Source organism: Niastella koreensis GR20-10, from assembly GCF_000246855.1.
Classification (GTDB): domain Bacteria; phylum Bacteroidota; class Bacteroidia; order Chitinophagales; family Chitinophagaceae; genus Niastella; species Niastella koreensis.
Genome location: NC_016609.1, coordinates 1,787,050 through 1,808,654 on the forward strand (window position 1 = coordinate 1,787,050; position 21,605 = coordinate 1,808,654).

The 21,605-nt window shown below is 43.0% G+C and carries 19 protein-coding genes; 16 read left to right on the forward strand and 3 right to left on the reverse strand.

The features are described from left to right. Window positions 1-325 precede the first annotated feature (325 nt). The 3 genes from NIAKO_RS07100 to NIAKO_RS07110 all read left to right on the forward strand — a co-directional run bounded on the left by NIAKO_RS07100 (window position 326) and on the right by NIAKO_RS07110 (window position 3,976). On the forward strand, window positions 326-2,203 hold the full coding sequence (locus NIAKO_RS07100; protein WP_014217731.1) for a beta-ketoacyl-ACP synthase III: 1,878 nt from the start codon (window positions 326-328) through the stop codon (window positions 2,201-2,203). Between the two features lie 11 nt (window positions 2,204-2,214). Beyond that, window positions 2,215-3,114 (forward strand): DUF6999 family protein, encoded by a 900-nt coding sequence (locus NIAKO_RS07105; RefSeq protein WP_014217732.1) that lies wholly within the window; start codon window positions 2,215-2,217, stop codon window positions 3,112-3,114. Window positions 3,115-3,223: 109 nt separating this feature from the next. Further along, window positions 3,224-3,976 (forward strand): hypothetical protein, encoded by a 753-nt coding sequence (locus tag NIAKO_RS07110; protein WP_014217733.1) that lies wholly within the window; start codon window positions 3,224-3,226, stop codon window positions 3,974-3,976. A 103-nt stretch (window positions 3,977-4,079) separates the two neighbouring features. Here NIAKO_RS07110 and NIAKO_RS07115 read toward each other — a convergent pair whose 3' ends face one another. After that, entirely contained in the window at window positions 4,080-4,451 is a 372-nt protein-coding gene (locus tag NIAKO_RS07115) for a septal ring lytic transglycosylase RlpA family protein (protein WP_014217734.1), read from the reverse strand. Window positions 4,452-4,676: 225 nt separating this feature from the next. On the opposite strand from NIAKO_RS07115, the gene NIAKO_RS07120 reads away from it, so the two are divergent. The 9 genes from NIAKO_RS07120 (at window position 4,677) to NIAKO_RS07160 (ending at window position 15,032) form a co-directional block, all read left to right on the forward strand. Continuing rightward, the gene (locus NIAKO_RS07120) at window positions 4,677-4,928 is read left to right on the forward strand and encodes a hypothetical protein (protein ID WP_014217735.1); all 252 of its coding nucleotides are present in this window, start codon (window positions 4,677-4,679) and stop codon (window positions 4,926-4,928) included. A gap of 18 nt (window positions 4,929-4,946) precedes the next feature. Beyond that, the gene (locus NIAKO_RS07125; RefSeq protein ID WP_014217736.1) at window positions 4,947-6,020 is read left to right on the forward strand and encodes a 3-oxoacyl-ACP synthase III family protein; all 1,074 of its coding nucleotides are present in this window, start codon (window positions 4,947-4,949) and stop codon (window positions 6,018-6,020) included. 162 nt (window positions 6,021-6,182) lie between these two features. After that, on the forward strand, window positions 6,183-6,491 hold the full coding sequence (locus NIAKO_RS07130) for an RNA recognition motif domain-containing protein (protein ID WP_014217737.1): 309 nt from the start codon (window positions 6,183-6,185) through the stop codon (window positions 6,489-6,491). Window positions 6,492-6,579: 88 nt separating this feature from the next. Next, complete coding sequence (locus NIAKO_RS07135; protein WP_014217738.1) at window positions 6,580-7,164, forward strand: Crp/Fnr family transcriptional regulator; 585 nt, start codon at window positions 6,580-6,582, stop codon at window positions 7,162-7,164. Window positions 7,165-7,235: 71 nt separating this feature from the next. After that, window positions 7,236-7,970, forward strand: a complete 735-nt coding sequence (locus NIAKO_RS07140) for an SDR family oxidoreductase (RefSeq protein ID WP_014217739.1) — start codon at window positions 7,236-7,238, stop codon at window positions 7,968-7,970. Between the two features lie 305 nt (window positions 7,971-8,275). Next, window positions 8,276-8,875 carry an RNA polymerase sigma factor gene (locus tag NIAKO_RS07145; RefSeq protein WP_014217740.1) on the forward strand — a complete coding sequence of 200 codons (600 nt, stop codon included), beginning with the start codon at window positions 8,276-8,278 and terminating at the stop codon, window positions 8,873-8,875. Between the two features lie 105 nt (window positions 8,876-8,980). Further along, the gene (locus NIAKO_RS07150; protein ID WP_014217741.1) at window positions 8,981-10,219 is read left to right on the forward strand and encodes a FecR family protein; all 1,239 of its coding nucleotides are present in this window, start codon (window positions 8,981-8,983) and stop codon (window positions 10,217-10,219) included. 189 nt (window positions 10,220-10,408) lie between these two features. Next, on the forward strand, window positions 10,409-13,648 hold the full coding sequence (locus NIAKO_RS07155) for a SusC/RagA family TonB-linked outer membrane protein (RefSeq protein WP_014217742.1): 3,240 nt from the start codon (window positions 10,409-10,411) through the stop codon (window positions 13,646-13,648). A gap of 10 nt (window positions 13,649-13,658) precedes the next feature. Further along, a complete protein-coding gene (locus NIAKO_RS07160) occupies window positions 13,659-15,032 on the forward strand; it encodes a RagB/SusD family nutrient uptake outer membrane protein (RefSeq protein WP_014217743.1) in 1,374 nt (457 codons plus the stop codon). Window positions 15,033-15,035: 3 nt separating this feature from the next. Here the strand turns inward: NIAKO_RS07160 and NIAKO_RS07165 are convergent, their stop codons facing one another. Continuing rightward, window positions 15,036-15,299 carry a DUF6520 family protein gene (locus tag NIAKO_RS07165; RefSeq protein WP_041346456.1) on the reverse strand — a complete coding sequence of 88 codons (264 nt, stop codon included), beginning with the start codon at window positions 15,297-15,299 and terminating at the stop codon, window positions 15,036-15,038. 493 nt (window positions 15,300-15,792) lie between these two features. Here NIAKO_RS07165 and NIAKO_RS07170 point away from each other — a divergent pair, with 493 nt between their 5' ends. Then, the gene (locus tag NIAKO_RS07170) at window positions 15,793-16,719 is read left to right on the forward strand and encodes a phosphodiester glycosidase family protein (RefSeq protein WP_014217745.1); all 927 of its coding nucleotides are present in this window, start codon (window positions 15,793-15,795) and stop codon (window positions 16,717-16,719) included. On the opposite strand, the gene NIAKO_RS07175 is transcribed toward NIAKO_RS07170, so the two are convergent. Continuing rightward, on the reverse strand, window positions 16,716-17,501 hold the full coding sequence (locus NIAKO_RS07175) for an AraC family transcriptional regulator (RefSeq protein ID WP_014217746.1): 786 nt from the start codon (window positions 17,499-17,501) through the stop codon (window positions 16,716-16,718). The genes NIAKO_RS07170 and NIAKO_RS07175 overlap by 4 nt on opposite strands. Window positions 17,502-17,618: 117 nt before the next feature. Between NIAKO_RS07175 and NIAKO_RS07180 the strand changes: the two genes are divergently transcribed. From NIAKO_RS07180 to NIAKO_RS07190, 3 genes are read left to right on the forward strand one after another with little or no spacing between them, the layout of a single operon-like run. Further along, a complete protein-coding gene (locus NIAKO_RS07180) occupies window positions 17,619-18,941 on the forward strand; it encodes a TolC family protein (protein ID WP_014217747.1) in 1,323 nt (440 codons plus the stop codon). Between the two features lie 2 nt (window positions 18,942-18,943). After that, window positions 18,944-20,008, forward strand: a complete 1,065-nt coding sequence (locus NIAKO_RS07185) for an HlyD family secretion protein (protein WP_014217748.1) — start codon at window positions 18,944-18,946, stop codon at window positions 20,006-20,008. After that, a complete protein-coding gene (locus NIAKO_RS07190; protein ID WP_014217749.1) occupies window positions 20,001-21,590 on the forward strand; it encodes an MFS transporter in 1,590 nt (529 codons plus the stop codon). The genes NIAKO_RS07185 and NIAKO_RS07190 overlap by 8 nt, the downstream gene beginning before the upstream one ends. The last annotated feature ends 15 nt before the right edge of the window (window positions 21,591-21,605 follow it).

The following is a 21,605-nucleotide window of genomic DNA, read 5'->3' on the forward strand; positions in this document are numbered from 1 at the left end:
TTAGTATATTAATCATAATCAGGCAATTAAGGGAGTTGGGGCTTTGGAAAATGTACGGTTTTGAGAAGGGAGTGTGCGGTTATGATACAAGTCGACACTATACACGCCCAATCATGGTTAAATGCGACAATCGAAGGGAGAAAATGCGTCAATATTGTACATTACAATAATAAGTATGTCTAAACGCTTTTTTCTGTAACGATCCAGCATCTCCTTAACATTTATTTAAGTTACACTCCCGGATTTTAGCGACTTATATGGGTATATTATACCTTGCTGCTGTATGAACGCTTCATTTGCAGCGGCAATAAACTAATTTTGAAATATGAGTTCCCTAAATCCCGTTTACATTACGGCTGCCGGCGCCTATTTGCCCGGCGCGCCGGTTTCAAATGATGAAGTTGAAGAATACCTTGGCTACCTGTTTGGCAAACCTTCCCGCACCAAACAAAGAATGCTCAAACAGAATGGAATAACCTCCCGCCACTACGCCATCGATAAAAATCAGCAAACTACCCATACCGTAAGTGGCATGACGGCTGCGGCCATTCAAAATTGTTTACAAAAGGCTGGCGTTGCAAAGAAAGAGATTGAATTTTTATCGGCTGCAACCACGCAGGGCGATCTGCCCGTGCCTGGGTTTGCCAGTATGGTGCACGCCGATGCGCAACTGGAGCAGTGTGAAATTGCCAGTCATCAAAGCGTATGTGCGGCGGGGATGATGGCTATTAAAAATGCCTGGCTGCATATGAGGACCGGCGAGGCAGATAAAGCAATCGCCTGTGCCGGTGAATTGCCCAGCCGCATGTTCAAAGCGCAGCGTTTTGAGCACCAGGCAATGGTTAAGGAAAAGAACCAGCTGGACCTGGAAACAGATTTCCTTCGCTGGATGTTGTCTGACGGGGCAGGGGCGTTGTTGTTGGAAAACCAGCCTGCGCGTAACCAATTTAGTTTACAAATTGATTGGATAGATCTGCGCTCGCATGCGCATTTGTACGATGTGTGCATGTACGCGGGAAAGAATAAAAATAATGGGAAAGATAGCTGGATAGATTATAATTCTTTCAGCGAGGCCGATAATGATGCAGCCATCAACCTGAAACAGGACTTGAAAATAGTTCACAACATTGTACACCTGGGTGTTCAGCACTTCTTTAATTTAATCGATGAAGGACGCATCAACCCCAATCAGCTGGATTGGTTGCTGTGTCACTATTCTTCTGAATACTTCCGGCCACAGATCGTTGACCTGATGCAAAAAGGCGGCTGTAACATTCCGCCCGAAAAATGGTTTACCAACCTGCATACAAGAGGCAACACGGGCGCCGCTTCTATTTTCCTGATGCTGGAAGAATTGTTGTATTCAGGCAAGCTAAAGGCCGGACAAAAACTCCTGTGCATGGTGCCGGAGAGTGGCCGTTTCATTACTTCTTTTATGCAGTTAACCGTTGTAGCGCCCGCATCGGCTGCTCCTGCGCTTTCCATTCATGCCGATGATGCTATCGAAGCGCCGGTGATTCGTACCAACGGCATGCCGGTACAGGAATGGCTGGTAAGACAACTCACTTCTGTTTGGGTTGATTTTGAATCATCGTTGCGCCAGGTGCCTGTTGTACAAAAGATCTACAACGGTTCGCTTAGTATGGAAGATTACAAATTATTACTGGTGAACCTGCGGCAACAGGTTATTGACGGTTCTCAATGGATTGCCCGCGCTGCCTCTAATATTACGATTGAATATTTTGATATCCGCTCTGCTTTTATCACGCATTCGCGCGATGAGCACCGCGACTACCAGATCCTGGAAAAGAATTATCTTGCCTGTGGCGGTACTTATGAAGAACTACGCCAGGGCGAAAAGAATATCGGCAGTGAAGCTTTGAGCGCCTTTATGTTTCATAAGGCGAGTCAGCCCAACCCGTTTGATCTGCTTGGGGGGATGTTTATAGTAGAAGGTTTGGGCAACAGGCTGGCTGGTAAATGGGGCCGCGCCATTCAGGAACAATTGCAATTACAGGATGACCAGGTTTCGTTCTTTATTTATCACGAAACAAGCGACGCCAACGATAACCATTTTGAACGTTTTGAAAAGGCCATCCAGTCTGACCTGTTACAGGAAGCCATAGCCGCCAGGATTGTTAAAACAGCAAAAATAACCGCCCGCCTGTATGCCATGCAGTTGCAGGAACTGGGCAATTATTAAAACCAATTTCTATGCTACATAAACGCGAATACTTTGAGCAACTGGAAAACAATCCCAGGGACCCGAGTCACTGGCATGCCCTGTTCCTCGATAAAAGCATTCCGTTCAGTCCCGATGCCAAAGCGGCCTTCCTGTACGATAGCAGCCGCAAAACCAAACAGTTCCTGTATCCATTTGTACGGGTGTTTGCCAGGCTGGGCATTATGTTATTGCAAATCTTCAAGGCCATCGTGCCCAATTTGATCAATGCACCGAAGATGTTGCACCGGAGCCTGTACTTCGGGATGAAATATTTTATTTCCCCGGAAGCCAATTACCTGATTCTTCGCCATTTTGTATTGGGTTCAGAAGTGTTGCGGTTTATAAAAGACAACGTGCAGAACATCGATGATATTCCCATGCACCCGTTAAAACCCATGGACCTGAACGCAGTGAAGGATAACCTGTTCCTGCAGCATGACCTGAATTTGTACAATTTCATTATCAATCTGAATAATGCTATGGCTAAAAAAGGGGTATCCATTCAAAAAGTGGATCAACCCAATTATAACGCCATTACCGTTGATGACAATTTTCCCTTTGCACCTTTCCGTGACAAATGGACCAACTGTCTTGACCTGGCCAATGCCATCGAAATCTTCACCCCGGTATATCAGTTTTTTTTAACAGATAATGATTTCTGGCGTGCTTCCAACTCGCTGCAATTGGATGAAGTGATTGGTTTATACGCTGCTACTATCCTGGATTGCCCCGAGAAACTGGTAGCGTTGAACAACAAACATCCTATGGTGCCTTTGCCTACTACTTCTGCCGCATTCCGGCTCACGTTGCATGGATTGAGTACAGAAGTGTTACATGCGTTGCTGGTGCAGCAAAAGCGGGCGGCGGAAAAGGCGGTTGTGACGCTTTAACATAAAACTTTCCTAATATCCGGAAGACCGGTTTGCTTTAACATTCCTGATGCAGGAATTGCTGATAATTTAGTAGTGCACTTACTATTTTATCATTAAACCTGCTCACATGAATAAGTTAATTTTACTCTTTATTTTTCTTGCATCTGACTCTTATGGCTACAGCCAGTTAACTGCACGGCAAACCCGCGATACTTCCTGGTACGTGGTACTAAAAGACAGCACCGTATTATACAGTAAAAAATTGTGGGTCAGGTACTCTGATAAGGAGGGCGACTACCTGTTGCTCGATTACAATAAAAAGATTCCCATGACTGAGGTGGCGCGGTATAGAAACAGTACCGGTGACTACATCAGGATGAAAGGCCCGGTGGAAACCTATCGTATTGAGAAGGGGGGACCACGCCTGTTCGTTTATTCCCGGGAGTTTACATTTTCCGACACTGCCGGCTTTCATCGTGGTAATGACTTTTTTATCAGAAAAGGCCCTGATGGTGATATGCGGGAAATGAATTATAAGAACCTGAAAGATGCCCTGGCAGGCAATGCCGCCAGTATGCGGCAATTACAAGCCGCCCGGTCAACATTGGTAACGGGTGGTATAATTGGTGCTACCGGTTTGTTGTTAACTGTGATAGGAGGTGTACAATTGTTTAGGCAGGATCGCGGGCATACTTTACCTCCACCGCCATCGCTGCGGGACCTGCAGGCTGGCCGCCTGCCAACTCAACCAGCCCTGCCGCCCAAAAAACCGGTACCCGCGCTGGCAATTGCCGGTCCGGTAATTATGATTGGCGCCATGGTTTACCTGTTTACGGCTCCCGGCCATATAAACAAGGCTATCAATATTTATAATCAGTAATACGCTGAACGCTTAAGGCTTAACGCCTACTCGCGCCCTTAGGAGTGTATGACAATTGGCAGGCAGGCTCAAAATGCGGGAAGCAGCCTTAAGCCTTAAGCCTTTAGCGTTTAGCCTTCTTATAGCTGATCTTCACATTCGCTACACCCGCATCGACCATACCCAGTTTGTTCGCTGCCTTTTTTGAAACGTCGATGATACGGCCGGCGGCAAAAGGCCCGCGGTCATTAACAGTAACAGTTACAGAACGGCCATTGGCTATGTTGGTTACTTTTACTTTTGTACCGAAAGGAAGCGTGCGATGGGCCGCGGTCATTTTACGCTGGTCGAATTTTTCACCGCTGGCGGTGGGGCGGCCTTCAAATTTGTCGGCATAATAAGAACCCCTGCCTGTTTCGGTTATTTTATGGGCACAGGAAGATAAAAAGAGTAAAATAGTGGCGGCAAATACTAAATGGCGGATGTCCATTTTCATTGGATGAATTTTAACAGAAATTGCAAACATACGTATAATTAACGCATAATGAGCGAGTTAGCTCAATATGTGCGGGTTTTACATTGTCGTAAATAATGGTTACCTTTGCATCACTTATATTTCCATCCTGCACCTATCTTGATTGAATTCTTATTCAAAATCTGTGAAGGTAAGAGCGTAAGCATGAAAAGTGTATTCAACACTTTTCATTCAAATATTTTAAATATGACCACCGAACAAATTGAAAAATTCCTCGAAAAGAACGCTATTCATGAAACCCCTGTGAAAGTAAGCTTTAAAACGAGAAAACCAGTTGTTGGTATCTTTATTACTAAAGGTGATTACAGTGATCTGAAATCGAAAAACTTCTGGCGTATTGTAGGCGAATCGAACCTGGAAAGCTATAGCAAATCGAAAGACATGAATCTTGCCCGGATCTTCAGTGGTTCAGAAATGACAAAGTTGTCAATACTTTAAAAGGAGGTATTTGTAAATATGTCAAGTGCTCTTATTACCGGAACCGGGTGTTATATTCCTCCTGTTATTAAAAAAAATAGCGATTTCGTTCCGGGGAAGTTCTACACTGAAAACAACCTTCCCATCAACGTACCGATGGTGGACGTAATTGAAAAGTTCCGTGCAATCACCGGTATCAGGGAAAGACGATATGCGCCCGATGAAATGAGCGCCTCGCACATGGCAGCGCAGGCTGCACAAGCAGCAATAGCTGATGCCGGCATCGATCAGGAACAGATCGATCAGATCATTGTAGCGCATAATTATGGAGATATTCAGCCCAACTCCGTACAATCAGATACCGTTCCCTCACTGGCTTCCCGGGTTAAAAACCTGTTGGGAATCCGTAATCCATTCTGTGTTCCTTATGATATTTTGTTTGGTTGCCCCGGCTGGCTGCAGGGCGTAATTCAGGCATATTCATTTATACAGGCTGGTATGGCCAAAACCTGTCTGGTGATTGGTACGGAAACCTTATCCAGGGTAGTGGATGTGCATGACAGGGATAGTATGATCTTTTCGGATGGCGCGGGGGCCTGTATTATTGAGCGCAAAGAGGCCCCTGTTTCAGGTGGTGTATTGGGTACCTGTACCCGGTCGGACACTATGGACGAAGTGAATTTTATTCATTTTGGAGCTTCCTATGCGCCTGAAACCCGGTCCAATACCTGCTTTATAAAAATGAGGGGCCGGAAGGTGTATGAATATGCTATCAGGCACGTGCCCACTGCAATGAAACAATGTATCGATCAAAGCGGTGTATCCATTAAAGACATAAAAAAAATATTCATCCACCAGGCCAATGAAAAAATGGATGAGGCCATAGTGAAAGCATTGTACGGATTGTATGGGGTAGAAGAGGTGCCTGAATTTATTATGCCCATGTGTATTCAATGGTTAGGCAACAGTTCGGTAGCCACCATCCCCACTTTGTACGACCTGGTGCGGAAAGAAAAGATCCAGGACCAGCATTTGAATCCTGGCGATGTAATCCTGTTTGCATCTGTAGGCGCTGGTATGAATATCAATGCCGTTTGTTACAAATATGTATAATGGACCGGATTAGGTATTACTTGGCCAGGTGAAATTATTGGATTATCTTTAATAGAATAGTAACAATTGAGACTAACAGTATCAAGTATTTGAAACGATCTTTGCATTCTTTTTTATACTTTTTGTTGTGGCTCGTAAATTTTCAACATTTTAATTTTTCGTATGAATTTGTATGTTTCAAACCTGGGTTTTCAGGTAAATGACGATGACTTAGCAAAATTATTTTCTCAATACGGTCAGGTTAGTTCTGCTAAAGTGATTATGGATAGAGAAACCGGCAGATCTCGCGGTTTCGGCTTTGTGGAAATGTCTTCAGATGAAGAAGCGAGAAAAGCTATCAAAGAACTGGAAGGAAAACCAGTTGAAGGAAGATCTTTATCTGTATCAGAAGCCAGACCAAAAAGCGACAACCGTAATTCATTCGGTGGTGGCGGTGGTCGTAGCTCTGGTGGCCGTAACAACAGATGGTAACATCTTCAAAAGTCATTACAAGCCATTCCCGGCGATACTGCCGGGAGTGGCTTTTTTTATAGCTACATTTGGCCTTTGATCCCTTTACATGAACAACGATCCCGCACTTCCTTTACTTCGTTTTCTACAATTGTTTAGAAGCGTAGCTGATACTGAACAGGCGCTCATCAGGGAACACCTGCAGGCGAGGGAGGTAAAAGCCGGTGAAGTGCTGCTGCATACGGGGGATAAGGCCCGGGAGTACTTTTTTATTGCCCGGGGAGTATTAAAGATCACCACCACCAATGAAAAAGGGAACTCCGTTACCCAGTTCTTTCTGAAAGAAAACCAGTTCTGTACTATCCTCAACAGTTTTCTAAAGAATGTGCCTGCACACGAAAGTATTGTGGCCGCCTGCGATACCGAATTGCTTGTTTTCTCCAAAAGCAAATTACTGGCGCTGTATAAGAAACTGCCCTGGCTCGCAGAATTGATAGGGAGTATTTCACAACAAACGCTGCTGGATAAAATACAACTCAGGAACGCCTATATGGGTGAAGACGCCACTACCCGTTACAAGAAATTTATAACCCGCCAGTCAGACGTAGCTTTACGCGTTCCCCTGAGCGATGTCGCGTCTTACTTAGGCATTACGCAGCAATCGTTAAGTCGCATCCGCAAAAACATCCGCTAGCATTATTTACCATTTGGTAAATCCCACTCCCGCCGGTGTTGGGAACTTTGTATCCATAAAACAGTTAAACAATGGATACAGCATCACTAACATTAGCAGGTAAAGAAGTGGTTATTTTAGGGGGCAGTTCAGGACTGGGCCTTGCCACGGCCAAAGCTGCGGCCCATGCAGGCGCTTCGGTAATTATCGTTTCAGGCAATCAACAGAATATTGATAAAGCATTAAAGGAACTGCCTGCCGGTAGCAAAGGCTATGCGATCGACTTGCGTAAGGAAGAAAACATCAAAGTTTTTTTTACCCAATGCAATGAGTTCGATCACCTGGTATATACGGCCGGGGAGAATCTCAGGTTGATCAACATAGATGAAATGGACATCAACAATGCCAAAGAGTTTTTTACGCTCCGGTTCTGGAGTGTACTGGCGGCTATCAAATACGGACGGCATAAGATCCGGAAAGGTGGTTCAATAGGATTAACCAGTGGTATTGCCAGTCAGCGCCCGGGTGCAGGTTGGTCATTAGGGGCCAGCATTTGTGGCGCCATGGAAGCATTTGGACGCGCCATGGCGGTGGAGCTGGCGCCTATCCGGGTAAATGTGGTAATGCCCGGCGTAATAAAAACTAATTTATGGAACAGCATGAGCGAAGCTGATCGTAATGATCTGTATAACGGCGTTGGCAGTGCGTTACTGGTAAAGCGGGTAGGGGAAGCAGAGGAGATTGCGCAAACGTTTTTATTCCTGATGAAAAACCAATTTGCTAGCGGACAAACGTTTACTATCGATGGGGGTACGGTACTTGTATAATTACGACTTTTGCGACGCTGGTAATGTGTATCAGCGTCGCTATGTATTTTTCAAAAATAAATTTTGAAGAATGTTATTGCCTGCCTAAGTTTGATACTCCTCAGAAAATAATCGCTCCATTCTACTTTAACATGTATTGATGACGCGTCTGAGTCGCTTTATTTATACCATGTATATTTTACATTCTTCCCTTTTTAAGATTTATTCCCAAACTGATAGGTAATTTTTTGAGCGCAGCTGTTTTACTATAGTGAAATGTGTCGCATGAGCAATACTTTACTAGTGAAACAATTAATAAGTAACCTATGGATGAAAATTTACTTATACAGAAATTCAATGAGGGAGATCCTAAGGCCTGGAGTGAATTAGTTAACCGGTTTCAACCCCGGATTTACTTTTTCTTAAAAAAATTTATCCAGGACGAATGGCAGGTAAGTGTGATCCGGGATGATGGGTTTATAAAGATTTGGGAGAAGCAACTAAAGTTTGACTCGATAAAAGAGTTGCAAGCCTTTCTTATTATAAAGGCCAAAAACGATACAATGAATTACCTTAAAAGTAACAGTTCATTGAGTAATAACTTATTGGCCTATTCAATGTCTCATGGCAGCGAAAAAGACACTGAAGATAATATTGCTCTGGAATTAGAGCATGCCAATTTGTGGGCTGAAATTTTGCAGGAAATCGACAAGCAGCCTAAAAAAAGAAAAGAGGTATTTGAATTGTTTTACTTCGCCGAATTTGAAGCCAAAGATATTGCCAGGATGAAAAATATACACCTGAGCAAGGTGTATGATTACAAAAAAACTGTTGAGAATGAGTTAAAGAAGAAGTTTGGATCGGCTTTGAATAAGGTTATTTACTTATTATTTATAACGGCCTGTCTGCTGGAACAGATTATCTGAATTCTTGAAAAAAAGTTTCCCCGTTCACCGGTAAAAAAAGTAAAGAAATTGTTTTATTATAAAAGGCCTTCAAAAAAAATTAAACCACCTTATCAATAAACAGTTATGGAAGAAGGAATCAATAACTGGGCCACGCTTCTGAAAAAGTATTTACGAAATAATATAACCCAGGAAGCAATAGAAGAAATGGAGCGTCAAATGGAAGCTTCTCCAATTAAGCGCCAACAATTTCAGGAATTTACTGATCCTGACGTATTTTTCAATCAGTTAAGGGAGATGCATAAAATTGACAAGAAGAAGGCATGGCAGGAATTGCAGGCAAAATTGCCTTTTCTTCACCAACCAACGGTTGTTATTAATAATCGGTCCACTTTTAGCTGGAAAGTTGGCGTTAAAATACAATCTATTTATAGATGGATGGCTGATATTTATAAACGATCCATTTACAGATGGGTTGTTAGAATTGCAGCTGCCATTATTATCGTAGTTATTGGCAACTGGGTATTTGTTTCCGTGTTTAAAAATCAGGGTTTCCCTATAAAGAAAAATAGTTATGCAGTAATGCCTAATGGGGATGAGGTAAATCTTGAAAATGTTTCCAATGGCACGCTATATAAGACTGCTGGTTATCAAATAAATTATACAAACCAGAAATTAGTGATCAGTATGAATGGGGCGATGTTGAACAAAAAACTGGTTGATAAGATTGCCGTTGTTACAGCCGCAGGAAAGAAAATTTTAGTCAGGTTTTCTGATGGAACCGAGGTTCAGTTAAATACTCAATCTTCTATTAGTGCACCTATTTGTTTCAGAAATGGCCGGGATGTTGTACTTACTGGCGAGGGTTATTTTATGGTTGCCAAGAATCATGATGTTCCATTTGTTGTTTCCCTGAAGAGTAAACTGAAGGTGATTGCCGAAGGAACAACTTTTAATATTTGCAGTTATGAAAATCAGAAAGTTACTACCACGCTTTTTGAAGGAAGAGTAATAATGAAAAGTGGCTCCGATTCAATACTGCTAAAGGAAGGCGAGCAGGCTGAAACGATCAATAATAAAAAGATCAAAGCCGTGAAGAACCCTGATTTAGCGCAGGCGGCTGCCTGGAGAAAGGGCGATTTTTATTTTAAAAACATGCCTATAAGAGATGTAATGATAGAGATAGGGCGCTGGTATGGGTATGATGTAGAATTTAGTGACCAGGGATTTGAAAATGAACTGGCCAGTGGAAAATATGAAAGAAATTCAAACATCGATTCACTTACAAAAGCACTGGAAATATTTAATCATATAAATATAAATAAGGTGGGCAGAAAATTAATAATATCACCAGCTAAAAAATAATATCAGGCTGCAATATCGACTACCATTACCTTACACCTTATCCATTTTCTTACATGCATCAAATTTGAGATTCCCCCATAGTTTACTTCATTGTATTTGCTGATAACGGCAATAATTACAAAGTGTAATGTGCGTCATCGGTTAAAAGGCATAGTGACCATTACCAGACAGACTTTAAAAAATGTTAAAATGATTAGTACGCAATTGGGAGGGATCCTGATATGGATGTTTTTGTCTATAGGCCTCACTTCACAAGCTCAGAATAGTGTTGTTTTTGTAAGAAATAACCTGCACAATGATTATAAACATAAGCAGAATGAAGACAGTCTCAGCTTTTCAAGGTTTACCTTTCTGAAAAAAGGCGCAACTTTCAATGAGTTGTATGACAGCCTGCAAAAAATGAAAGGATATTCTTTTCAGGCTGTTGGCCTGGATAACTATAATATAAAAGCAGATTGCAATTTAAAAAATGCCAGTATAGAAGAGTGCCTGCATTTTATTGAAACCAAATTTCACATCAATTGTGAACGATTTGGTTCTTTTATTAAATTTTCTCCAAAGAAGCCGGGCGAAAAAACAAAGTCCCAGCCGGAAGAAACGCCCAGGTATGATATCATGCAATCCGTTACAAAGTATTATGATGGTTACCAAAGTTACGAAAGGGATAAAGCGCCGGGTGCTTATCAGCTACCCGATTCTCCAACGTATAAGCCCATGGTTGCTCCGCATGATGTGGGACAATTACTCCTGGGAATAACTTTCCAGGGAGCAATTAGTACCAGTGACCGGTATGGTCTTTCACTCACTTCCCAGCGAGGCCGCAATACATTATTTGGTAATTACAAACCTACCTTTTCTATTAACGGCTTTACCTTTAATCATTACCTGGAATTACTTAATCCATTTGATTTAAACATGCCCACCATTTTGGAAGATGCAGTCTCGGGAGCCGTGCAAGGTTCGGAATCAGCCAACGGTGTTTTTGCAACAACCTCTAAAAAATTTGAGGCAAAAGGGTTATCTGTCAATTATATCCAGGGTGTTTCCTGGTACGGCGGAACCGACCTGAATTGTCTTAAACCTTTGGATGCGTCGACACTACTTGAATTACGGCAGCTTGGTGTCAATGCAGGGCCTATGGCCGGTATTACAACGGAAACAAAGGCAAGTTTATTGATGCAAAAACTGGCCGGGTCGCCTGTAAATAAAGATACTTTACAAGCGGAATTGGATCAGTTGGGTAATAATAATATGATGAAAGAAATTAAGGAAAAGGATTACCGGCACCAGATGGATAATCAAACCTATTTGTCTGTTGGGTTTGGAAAAAAAGCGTTTAGGCTGTATGGTTCAATTGGATATGATAAAATTGGCCTGGCTGAAAAAGGGAACGCATGGAGCCGTACCACTTCTTTACTGAATATGTCCTATAAGCCAGGCAAGTGCTATTATGAACTGACCGCTATGGGCACCCTCATGAAAGAATACCGAAATTTTACGCCGGTGCCGGTGCGCGAGTCGTATTTGTCGTTATACAACCCGGATGGCAGTGAGGCTGCGATCCCTTTCAAATATCCATTTGAAGCCATCTCCACGCCGCAATACGCTGTATATAGTTATAAACCGTTGGAAGAGGCCCGGCTGGCCGATAACCAGATCGATCAGCGATTTTACCTGTTGAATGGGAAGATAGGGTATGCTGCAGGACGTCATCTTCAATTTAGTATGGCTGCACAATATGGATACTCAGATTATGATTTTTCACGTGTATATAATAGTAACGCATTTTTGACAAGAGATCTTATAAACGATTATAAACAACCTAACGGTACTTATCCTATACCACAGGCTGATATCAGGGACAGGGATTGGGTGGTGAATAAGAGTTATGGTATAAGACCAGAGATTGATTATATGATCAATAACGACAATTTCTCCCTGGCCGCATTTATGGCAGGTGAAAAAAAATGTTATTCCGTACATGCAAATACTGACCGGCTGTATAACTTTAATTCAAATTCACCGGTGGATATCGATTATAATACAGAGTATGCCTTAGCGCTCGATCCAGGTAAAAAAGAGCGTATACCTAATCCCTCGATCAACAAGGATTCGTTAAATAACTTTGCCAGCTTGCTGGGTAGCCTGTTGGCGACATTCAAAGACAAATACACGCTTTCGATGAAGTTGAGAAATGACAGATCGAACCGTTTTTCGGAAGATCTGAACAGGTGGGGGGTGTGCCTTTGGTCAATTGGCGGTGCCTGGCATATCAAAGAAGAGTTTTTTCGCAAAAATAAGCTCATTTCCGATCTGTCTGTACGCGGCGGTTACGGCGCCAATGGCAACATCGACTACTCGATGCCGCCCCTGCAAACCATAAGTGCCACCCAGCAAACAGGTGTATATGGCATCGACTACCCGCAGACCCCCAGGTTAAGAGTCGAAAAACTGCATGTCCTGAATCTGGGTCTAGATTTTCAGATAAAACAATGGATGAAGGGAAGAATAGATTATTATCAGAAGAAAGCCAACAATTTATTGAATACCGGGTCCTGGAATCCCACTACAGGTTTTTCTTATGTTAAAAGCAACTCCGGAAAATTAAAAGGCTCAGGGGTGGAGATCAACCTGCAAACAAACAACATCAACATTTCTGACAACCTATCCTACTGCGCCCAGTTTTTGTTTAGCTATAATACCAATAAAGTAACTTCTCCCAATGTAGAGAAGCTGCAAGCCAATCAAATTGTGGAGCAAATGGGATCAATACCCATGCAGGGGTATGCTGCAGATGCCTTGTTTGCCTACAGGGCGGCTAAACTCGATCATAACACCGGGGAACCCCAGGGAATTCTGGGTGGGGAGCCAAGTAAAAATTACGACAGTATTCGAAGTAGCACCGATAGGTCCGGTATTACTTATGTGGGTTCTTCAGTTCCAAGGTCTGTATTCAATTTCAGCCAGCGTTTTGTTTTCAAAAAGAAATTTGTTTTTTCTTTTTTAATAACCGGCCGGTTGAATTATGTGGTGCATGTACCTGCATTGAGTTATTACTCGCTTTACAACAACCTCGATGGTGGCTCGGCTGCCTACTATAACCGGTGGAAAGTAGTGGGTGATGAAGAACGCACCAATGTACCTGCCCTGGTATTCCCGCTGAACCAAAACCGGGACCTGGTATATACTTATAATGAAACTAATTTTGTTCGCGGCGATAACATCAGGTTACAAAACCTGCAGTTGGGGTATAGTTGGAATAATGTAATGATAAACAGGTGGAAGTGTAAAAGGATCGACTTCATCGCTTCTTTTGACAATATTAAGATCTTGTATAAGAAGAGACACCTGGGCATCGATCCGGATGTACCCTGGGGAGCTTATCCAAATCCGCGTAGTATAACTTTTTCATTAAACGCCCTGTTTTAATTGTATTGCTATGAAGTATATGACTCTAATATTGCTTGTTGCCTGCATTAGTTGTAAAAAAGATTTTCTGACAAAAAATCCTTCCAGTGAATTTATTACAGCCGATAACCTGGAGAAGATAGGGGGATTGTTAAAGGATGACGTGTTAATGGGCGAAACACCTATATTAGGTGAGCTAAGCAGCGATGATTATTTTTTGAATCCCGGGCGTCCTGATCAACTTTTACCAGTAGAAAGAAATGCGTACAACTGGCAGCATGACATCTATGAAGGGGAAGGTAATATCCCAGATTGGAATACCCCGTATAAGCAGGTCTACTACTGCAATACAGCCCTGGAAAAGCTGGACGCAATAAAAGGAAATATTGACCCAACCCAACAGACAATATGGAAACAAATACGTGGCGCAGCTTTGTTTATGCGGGCCTACGCGTTTTTCAATCTGGCCCAGATCTTTGCAACGCCTTATGACAAAGGAACGGCTCACGATGTAATGGGTATTCCAATGCCACTATCCTCAGATATCAGTTATGTCCCTGACAGGTCCATGCTGCAGGTTTGTTATGATAAAATTATAAGCGATGTAAGGGAAGCCGCAGGCCTGCTGCCTGATACTTTATCATTAATAACCAGAAGTAACGCAAATAAACCTGCTGCTTATGCATTGTTGGCAAGAGTTTTTATGTCGCAGCGTAATTATAAGGTAGCTTTAATATTTGCCGATAGTTGCCTTTCCTACCAAAAATCATTAATAGATTTTAATAGTTTAAAAGCAAAAGACAAATTTCCAATAGCAGAAATAAACAATGAAACATTATACAGGAGCTGGATGATCAGCAATAGCAATGTTATTCAGGGGGGCAAGGTTTTTACTGAAACTATTATTGATTCTACCTTGTATAAAATGTATGAGAAAAATGATCTCCGAAGGAATATTTATTTCGGTCTAAACGGTAAAACGCAGCCAATTTTTGGAAGTAACTATAGTGGAAAAAGTTATGCATTTTCAGGTTTGGCAACCGACGAAATGTACCTGGTAAGAGCAGAATGCAATGCCCGGGATGGGTTGATAGATACGGCAATGGGTGATATAAACCACCTGTTGCAATTCCGATATAAAACCGGAACTTTCGTCACTTATAATGCGCAAACAATAAAAGAAGCTCTGGATATTATTTTAAAAGAGCGCAGGAAAGAGTTGGTGTTCAGAGGGCTGAGATGGATCGATTTGAGAAGACTTAATAAGGAAGAAGCTGGTATTATATTGACCCGTTTGGTAGACGGAAATACATACACGCTTCTTCCCATCAGTAATAAATATACCTTACCTATTCCCCCTGATGCGTTAAGCGGATCGTCAATCAGGCAAAACGACAGAGAGTAGGCGCTATGGAATTATTACATAGTTGCCTGCTTTACAGGGGGCATAATAGTTAGGTTGAAATATAGGATTGGGCCGGTAATACGTACAAACTCCGGTAGTTCCGGTACAGACATAATCGTAACCGATTTCACCCGCGTCCTGCCATGCGCCCATGGAAAATATGTATTGCGTAGAGTAGTCGCAGACATTACATACACGGGTTGCGAATGCGGAACCTAATGCTAATACAATAGCTGTCGTAATGAAAAGAACTTTTAATTTTTTCATTTGAACAATATTAAAGTTTAATAATTGGAGTGTTGCTGATTGTAAAGTAGGGTGTGTCCAGCTAAGGGGGATGAATAGTTTGTAAAAGCAAGGCAAACAAATCGGGCAATAAAAATTGTGTGAGACCCATATATTGAAAACAGTTAAAATGTGAAATTGACAAAAGTTAGAAAATGAGGGTATAGAGTCCCTGACCATAATGGTGTTTATGGGGAAAGAAGCTTATTGTATGGTTGTCATTGTATTAAAAACAGGTTGGTGTTAAAGAAGGACAGGAGGGGTAGCCTGATTTTGGGCAGTTTTTATAAAAAAGTTGATATGTCTCAAGATGATATTGTATGTGTCATAAAGTGATAATTATCTCCCTTTACTGATAATAATCATGGTATCCTGCCAACAAAACCCTCCGGCAAAAACCTGCAAATCCCGGAATGCCTTTATTTCTGATTTATCTTGCGAAGTCTAACTCAATAAGCAATCTTAAACTGATTCCATGAAAGGATTTTCTCTAATTACCGGCTTGTTATTAACAGGTGTTATCGCACACGCGCAATCCGACTCCCTGCGTGTGGTAAAAGCCAAATGGACAAACAAAAAACTGGCCAAAGGCGTATACTGGAAATCGACACGCATAGAAAACAATGAGTTGTTCAATGCCAACCAGGAGATAAACGTTATTGAAGTAGCGCCCGGTAATAAGAAAGTGCAATTGCACATTGTACATTCCGATTCGCTGGAAAAAACTTCGCAGTTAGGACAACATGCACATGCGCTCGCAGCCATCAATGGCTCTTTTTTTAAAATGCGCGGTCCCGATCCTGATTACCGGCCCGATCTGAAGGGCGTGCCAAAACTGGAACGGTCTAAACTGGATCACAACCGTTCGGAAGTGTATTTGCGGGAGCATGATTCTTTGATTGCGCCCAATATGGTTGGTAAGAAACCGGTGCGGCAAAGACATAACCAGGGATCGATCGCTATCAATGGAAGCGACTTTTTTATTATAGCGGGTGATTCACTGAACCTGCAATCAGAAAACAGCATTAAGGCCAGTGATGTGCTTTCAACGGGTCCATTGATGCTGATGAATGGAGTTGAACTGCCTATTCCCAATGATAAATTCTGTAGTGACCGCCATCCTCGCACAGCTATGGGCGAGAAAGCCGATGGTACCGTTGTATTCCTGGTGGTAGATGGTCGCGCAAAGGAGGCTGCAGGATTCAGCATTCCTGAGTTACAAAAACTGATGAAATGGCTGGGTTGCCGCGATGCCATCAACCTCGACGGTGGTGGGTCCACTACTATGTATGTAAAAGGACAACCGGATGAAGGTGTGGTGAATTATCCATCTGATAATAAAAAATGGGACCATGCCGGTGAGCGCGAAGTGGCCAATGCCATTGTGATCATTAAAAATTAATTCTTCCTGAAATCAGATGGCCGCGATAATGTGAAATCATAAAACGCATCGCTGAACGGGCCAACGGCCGAATAACCCACCGAATAGGCGATATCAGAAATGGACTTACTGGTTTGCAGGATCAATTCAATGGCCCTGATCATGCGTAATGTTTTTACGTATTGCAGGAAACTCATTTGCAGGGTCGATTGAAATAACCGCGACAGGGAGCGTTCGCTCATGGCAAAGTGTTTGCTTACTTCTGCCAGCACCAATCTGTTTCCTACATGTTTTTCCAGGTATTTAATGATCTGTTGCATGCCCTCATGATTGGTTTTGGGCAGCATAATGGGTAGAGATACTTTATTAAGCGTAGGCAACATCTTCTTTAATGCGATCAGGAATTCAAAATTGTCATCTTTATGGTTAACATGGCGTTCATCCCAGCGCTCCGTATAATTGATCATCTGGATCAATAGCTCACTGGCGGGGTAAATTCCCAATTTGGTATAGAATTCATTGGTGTGATCGTCTGTAGCGTAATAGTATAATGAACGCAGCACAGTAGCAGAGGAACCTACTTCCAGTTCGTGCACCATGCCTTTGGGGATCCAGAAATAATGCCGGGCGGGTACAACATAAGTTTGGGTTTCAGTAGTAATATAGGCCAGTCCGCCTTCCACATAACTTAATTGACCCTTAGTGTGTTTGTGCATGGGTATAAGCTTTTCCGATTTCTCATGCATCACGAACACCGATTCTTTTTGTTTGTCAATCTCAGGCAATGCCGCAATAAGACCCATAGAGTATTACAATTTCCGGTGAAAATGCAAAATTAGTACTTTGGCCGGAATAAAGAAAAGAATGGCTACTTAGGTGAAATGACAATGTGATTGGAAACATAATTTTGCACCTGAATTATGTATTACTATAAGCGTCTGATAATCGCAAGCGTACTCCTGGCGCAGTACGCAGCCGTAGCACAACAACCAACAGATACCCTTCGCATGAGTCTGGATGAAGCCTGGCAAAAAGCGGAGGCCCATAGCCGCCAGATCGAGATCACAAAAAAAGCATTGGACATTGCAGAGGAAGAAGTTAAGGACACCCGGTTGGAAAGGTTGCCGGAAGTAGGCGTAACCGGTAGTGTGGAGAAAGCTTCCAACCTGGCCATTTACGAGAAAGGCATTTTTGCACCCGTTACGCAACAACACGAGGTGATACATACCTTATACCGGTTTGGTACAGATTTTTACCTGAACATTTATAATGGCAACAAATTAAACCTGCAACTGGAAGAGAATAAGTTGTTGCAACGGATTGCCGGGATCAAGACAGAAGAAACCAAATCGAACATCCGGTATAAAACAAGCGCGCTGTACCTCGATCTGCAGAAATCCCTCATCTTCCGCAACCTCATTACCAGCGATATTGCCGACCAGGAAAAGCAGTTAAAAGAAATAAAGGCCATGCAGAAAAATGGCGCCGTGCTTAAAAGTGACGTATTGCGCGTCGAACTGGATCTCTCCAAACGGAAAATGACCCTGGTGACCATTGAGAATGATATTTTGATTGCCACGCAAAAGTTGAATATCATTATTGGCGAACCGGATAATCGCGTAATACAACCAGCCATATTTGAACCAGGCGCCGCAGCACAGGACGATTACAACAAATACCTGGCGACAGCGCTGGAACATTCATTCAGTTATCATATTTCGGAAGAACAAACGGAGCTGAGTAAAACAAACCTCAAAAAAGTTCAATCGAACATAAGGCCTAAGGTTGGGATGTATGGCGAGTTTTACTATGCCAACCCACAAATATTTTTATTCCCCTACAATCCCGCCTGGTATTCATTAGGGGTAACGGGTATTAAGGTTTCCCTGCCTGTATCGGCCCTTTATCACAATACCCACAAAGTAAGAGCGGCAAAACTGGAACTGGAGAAAGAAGAAGTAATGCACCATGATACGGAAGATAAAGTGCGCCAGCAGGTATGGGAAGCTTATTTACGTTACAAGGAATCGCTGGTACAAATACAGGTGGCGACAGACAACGTAGCGCAGGCGGAAGAAAATGCCCGCATCATCAGGAATAATTATTTTAAACAAACGGCACTGGTCACCGACCTGCTCGATGCCGATGTGCAGTTGTTGCGCACCCGTTTTGAACTGGCTGCCGCCCGCATTATGGCACAGGATAAATTCTTCTTACTACAAAATACAATTGGAGTTCTTTAACAATGAAAAAGAAGTATACGGTCACAGACCGCATCATTACAAAAATTACCGGCTGGATAGCTGTGCTTACCATTCTGGGACTGGCTATCTGGGGCGGTGTGACTTTGTATGGCTATTATAAATTTGAACAAACCAACGATGCCCAGGTGCAGGAATATGTGAACCCTGTTATCTCCAGGGCCGGTGGTTTTATTGTAGCCGTAAAATTTGAGGAGAACCAACCGGTTAAAAAAGGCGATACCTTACTCATCATAGACAACCGCGAGTATAAATTACAGGTAGCGCAAACAACTGCTGCTATTCAAAAATCGGAAGCCCAGTTGCTGGTACTGGAAAGCAATATCCATACCCTGGAACGAAATGCCGATGCAGTGAAAGCCCAGATCAGGGCCAACGAGGCAAAAGTGTTGAAACAAAAACTCGATTACGAACGGTATACAGATCTGTATAAAGAAGAATCAGCTACCAAACAAAAGCTGGAAGATATCCAGGCTGCGTTGGACGTTAGTACCAGCGATTACCAAACTTCACAGGAATCTTACAACGCCGCGGAATCAAAGATCGAGGATGTACGCGCTGAAAAATCGGTGGTGATGGCTGAGATCACCCGTCTGAAAGCATTGCTGGAACGTAATAAACTGGATGTGGACTACACTGTGATCACTGCTTCGTACGACGGCAGAATGGGCCGCCGCACCGTGGAAGTAGGGCAGATGATAGATGCAGGCGAAGTGCTGGCTTTTATAGTGAACAATGAAACGGATAAATGGGTGGTGGCGAACTTCAAAGAAACCCAGATAGCACAAATGCAGATCGGTGATACGGTGACAATCCTGGCCGATGCTTTTCCCAATAAAGAATTTAAAGGCACCATCATTTCTTTATCACCAGCCACAGGGTCCAGCTTTTCTTTGTTGCCGCCTGATAACTCAACCGGTAACTATGTAAAGATCGTACAACGGGTACCGGTGCGCATTCGGGTGGATGGCGATCGTAAGGAAACAGATGTATTGAAAGTAGGTATGAATGTAAATGTGTATTCGCCCAAAAAACAAAACCATGGTTAGTGGCATTCCCATTTTTAAGCAATGGGTGCCGGGCTGGGCAATAAAGATCATCCTGTTCTCGCTGATCCTGCCCACGATGGTGTTATTTTTTCTGCCCTTTGCCAATATCAACGCCGCCGCGGGTTTTTATGGCAGCGAACCTGCCGATATTCAATTTGCCGTAGGGCTGTTCTATGCAGGCTATGTGGCGTTTTATAGCCTGGAGCGCCGGTTTTTTACTTACCTGGCTGCAAAGGAATATTTTGTCGTTTTTACCATCCTGGAAATTGCCACTACGGTGATCTGTTATCATACAGGTGAATTGCATATACTGTTCCCATTGCGCTTTTTTCAGGGTATGTTGTTTAGCAGTACGGTGAACCTGTCGTTATCGTTGATGTTTACCCAACTGCAAACGGAGCGGGCGCGCGAGATCAGTTTTTCGGTTTTCTTTGGCATGCTGATCTGTATCCTGCCATTCAATAACCTGGTTACGGCCGATCTGATCGATGCGTTTAATTTCAATATTGTTTATAAGGTTGCTTTGTTTTCCTATCTCCCTTGTTTATGTGCGATCATGATCAGCATGAACAATGTGCGGTTGAATGTCCGGTTTCCGCTTTCCAAGCTCGACTGGCAGAGTTTTGTTTACTGGGGGCTGATGCTGGTGTTACTGGCCTACGTATGTATTTACGGACAGGAGTATTACTGGCTGGAAGATCCGCGCATTCGCTATAGTGTAATTGCTATGGCTGGCGCCACGCTGTTGTATGTATTGCGGGTAAAAAGTATGAAACGGCCGTATGTGCATCCCGGCATTTTCTCGTTCCAGAATTTCCGGATGAGTATTTTCATCCTGTTTATTCTTTTCATCTGCCGCTTTGCGATCAATATCATCAACAACTTTTTCGGCAGTGTTTTGCGGTTAGATCCCATGCACGTGAGTTATGTAAATACCATGAACCTGGCAGGACTGATCATCGGGGTGATTATTTCCTGTGCCATGATCCTGCAGAAAAAGAACATTCGCTTTTGTTGGATCCCCGGTTTCGGGTTGTTGCTGGCCTTCCATATAAGCATGTGGTTTCTTTTTAACAGCGAAGCCAATGAAAATAACTTTTACCTCCCGTTATTTATTCAGGGGTTGGGTGTAGGTATAATCATGGCGCCTACTATTGTCTATGCCGTATCCTCGGTGCCGGTTGGTATGGGCCCTTCGGCTTCTGCTATTTGTCTGGCCACGGGTTACCTGGGATTTTGTGTAAGTACCGCTTTGATCAACTATTGCGAATTATACAGCAAGAGCCGCCATTACAACGCTTTCCAGGACCATCTTACCAAGGTTGACCCTGCTGCAATACACGGCCTTACTGTTCGGGCAGGTAAGTTATTACACCACGGCATGGCGCATAAACAAGCGGTAAAGGGCGGGAGTAAATTACTAATAGATGCGGTAAACAAACAGGGACAGATCCGCTTTGCCATGGATTATTATGAATGGATGGCGCTGATGCTGATTGTAGTGCTGCTACTCGTAGCCATCTTTCCTTCACTCAATAAAACGGCGGTTTACCTGCGCTCACGCAGATTGTCGCCGGCATAATATAAAATGAAAATC

Excerpts from the sequence above, each read along its gene's own strand:
- NIAKO_RS07100 (WP_014217731.1), top strand. The coding sequence starts at position 326 with ATGAGTTCCCTAAATCCCGTTTACATTACGGCTGCCGGCGCCTATTTG.
- NIAKO_RS07105 (WP_014217732.1), top strand. The coding sequence starts at position 2,215 with ATGCTACATAAACGCGAATACTTTGAGCAACTGGAAAACAATCCCAGG.
- NIAKO_RS07110 (WP_014217733.1), top strand. The coding sequence starts at position 3,224 with ATGAATAAGTTAATTTTACTCTTTATTTTTCTTGCATCTGACTCTTAT.
- NIAKO_RS07115 (WP_014217734.1), bottom strand. The coding sequence starts at position 4,451 with ATGAAAATGGACATCCGCCATTTAGTATTTGCCGCCACTATTTTACTC.
- NIAKO_RS07120 (WP_014217735.1), top strand. The coding sequence starts at position 4,677 with ATGACCACCGAACAAATTGAAAAATTCCTCGAAAAGAACGCTATTCAT.
- NIAKO_RS07125 (WP_014217736.1), top strand. The coding sequence starts at position 4,947 with ATGTCAAGTGCTCTTATTACCGGAACCGGGTGTTATATTCCTCCTGTT.
- NIAKO_RS07130 (WP_014217737.1), top strand. The coding sequence starts at position 6,183 with ATGAATTTGTATGTTTCAAACCTGGGTTTTCAGGTAAATGACGATGAC.
- NIAKO_RS07135 (WP_014217738.1), top strand. The coding sequence starts at position 6,580 with ATGAACAACGATCCCGCACTTCCTTTACTTCGTTTTCTACAATTGTTT.
- NIAKO_RS07140 (WP_014217739.1), top strand. The coding sequence starts at position 7,236 with ATGGATACAGCATCACTAACATTAGCAGGTAAAGAAGTGGTTATTTTA.
- NIAKO_RS07145 (WP_014217740.1), top strand. The coding sequence starts at position 8,276 with ATGGATGAAAATTTACTTATACAGAAATTCAATGAGGGAGATCCTAAG.
- NIAKO_RS07150 (WP_014217741.1), top strand. The coding sequence starts at position 8,981 with ATGGAAGAAGGAATCAATAACTGGGCCACGCTTCTGAAAAAGTATTTA.
- NIAKO_RS07155 (WP_014217742.1), top strand. The coding sequence starts at position 10,409 with ATGATTAGTACGCAATTGGGAGGGATCCTGATATGGATGTTTTTGTCT.
- NIAKO_RS07160 (WP_014217743.1), top strand. The coding sequence starts at position 13,659 with ATGAAGTATATGACTCTAATATTGCTTGTTGCCTGCATTAGTTGTAAA.
- NIAKO_RS07165 (WP_041346456.1), bottom strand. The coding sequence starts at position 15,299 with ATGAAAAAATTAAAAGTTCTTTTCATTACGACAGCTATTGTATTAGCA.
- NIAKO_RS07170 (WP_014217745.1), top strand. The coding sequence starts at position 15,793 with ATGAAAGGATTTTCTCTAATTACCGGCTTGTTATTAACAGGTGTTATC.
- NIAKO_RS07175 (WP_014217746.1), bottom strand. The coding sequence starts at position 17,501 with ATGGGTCTTATTGCGGCATTGCCTGAGATTGACAAACAAAAAGAATCG.
- NIAKO_RS07180 (WP_014217747.1), top strand. The coding sequence starts at position 17,619 with ATGTATTACTATAAGCGTCTGATAATCGCAAGCGTACTCCTGGCGCAG.
- NIAKO_RS07185 (WP_014217748.1), top strand. The coding sequence starts at position 18,944 with ATGAAAAAGAAGTATACGGTCACAGACCGCATCATTACAAAAATTACC.
- NIAKO_RS07190 (WP_014217749.1), top strand. The coding sequence starts at position 20,001 with ATGGTTAGTGGCATTCCCATTTTTAAGCAATGGGTGCCGGGCTGGGCA.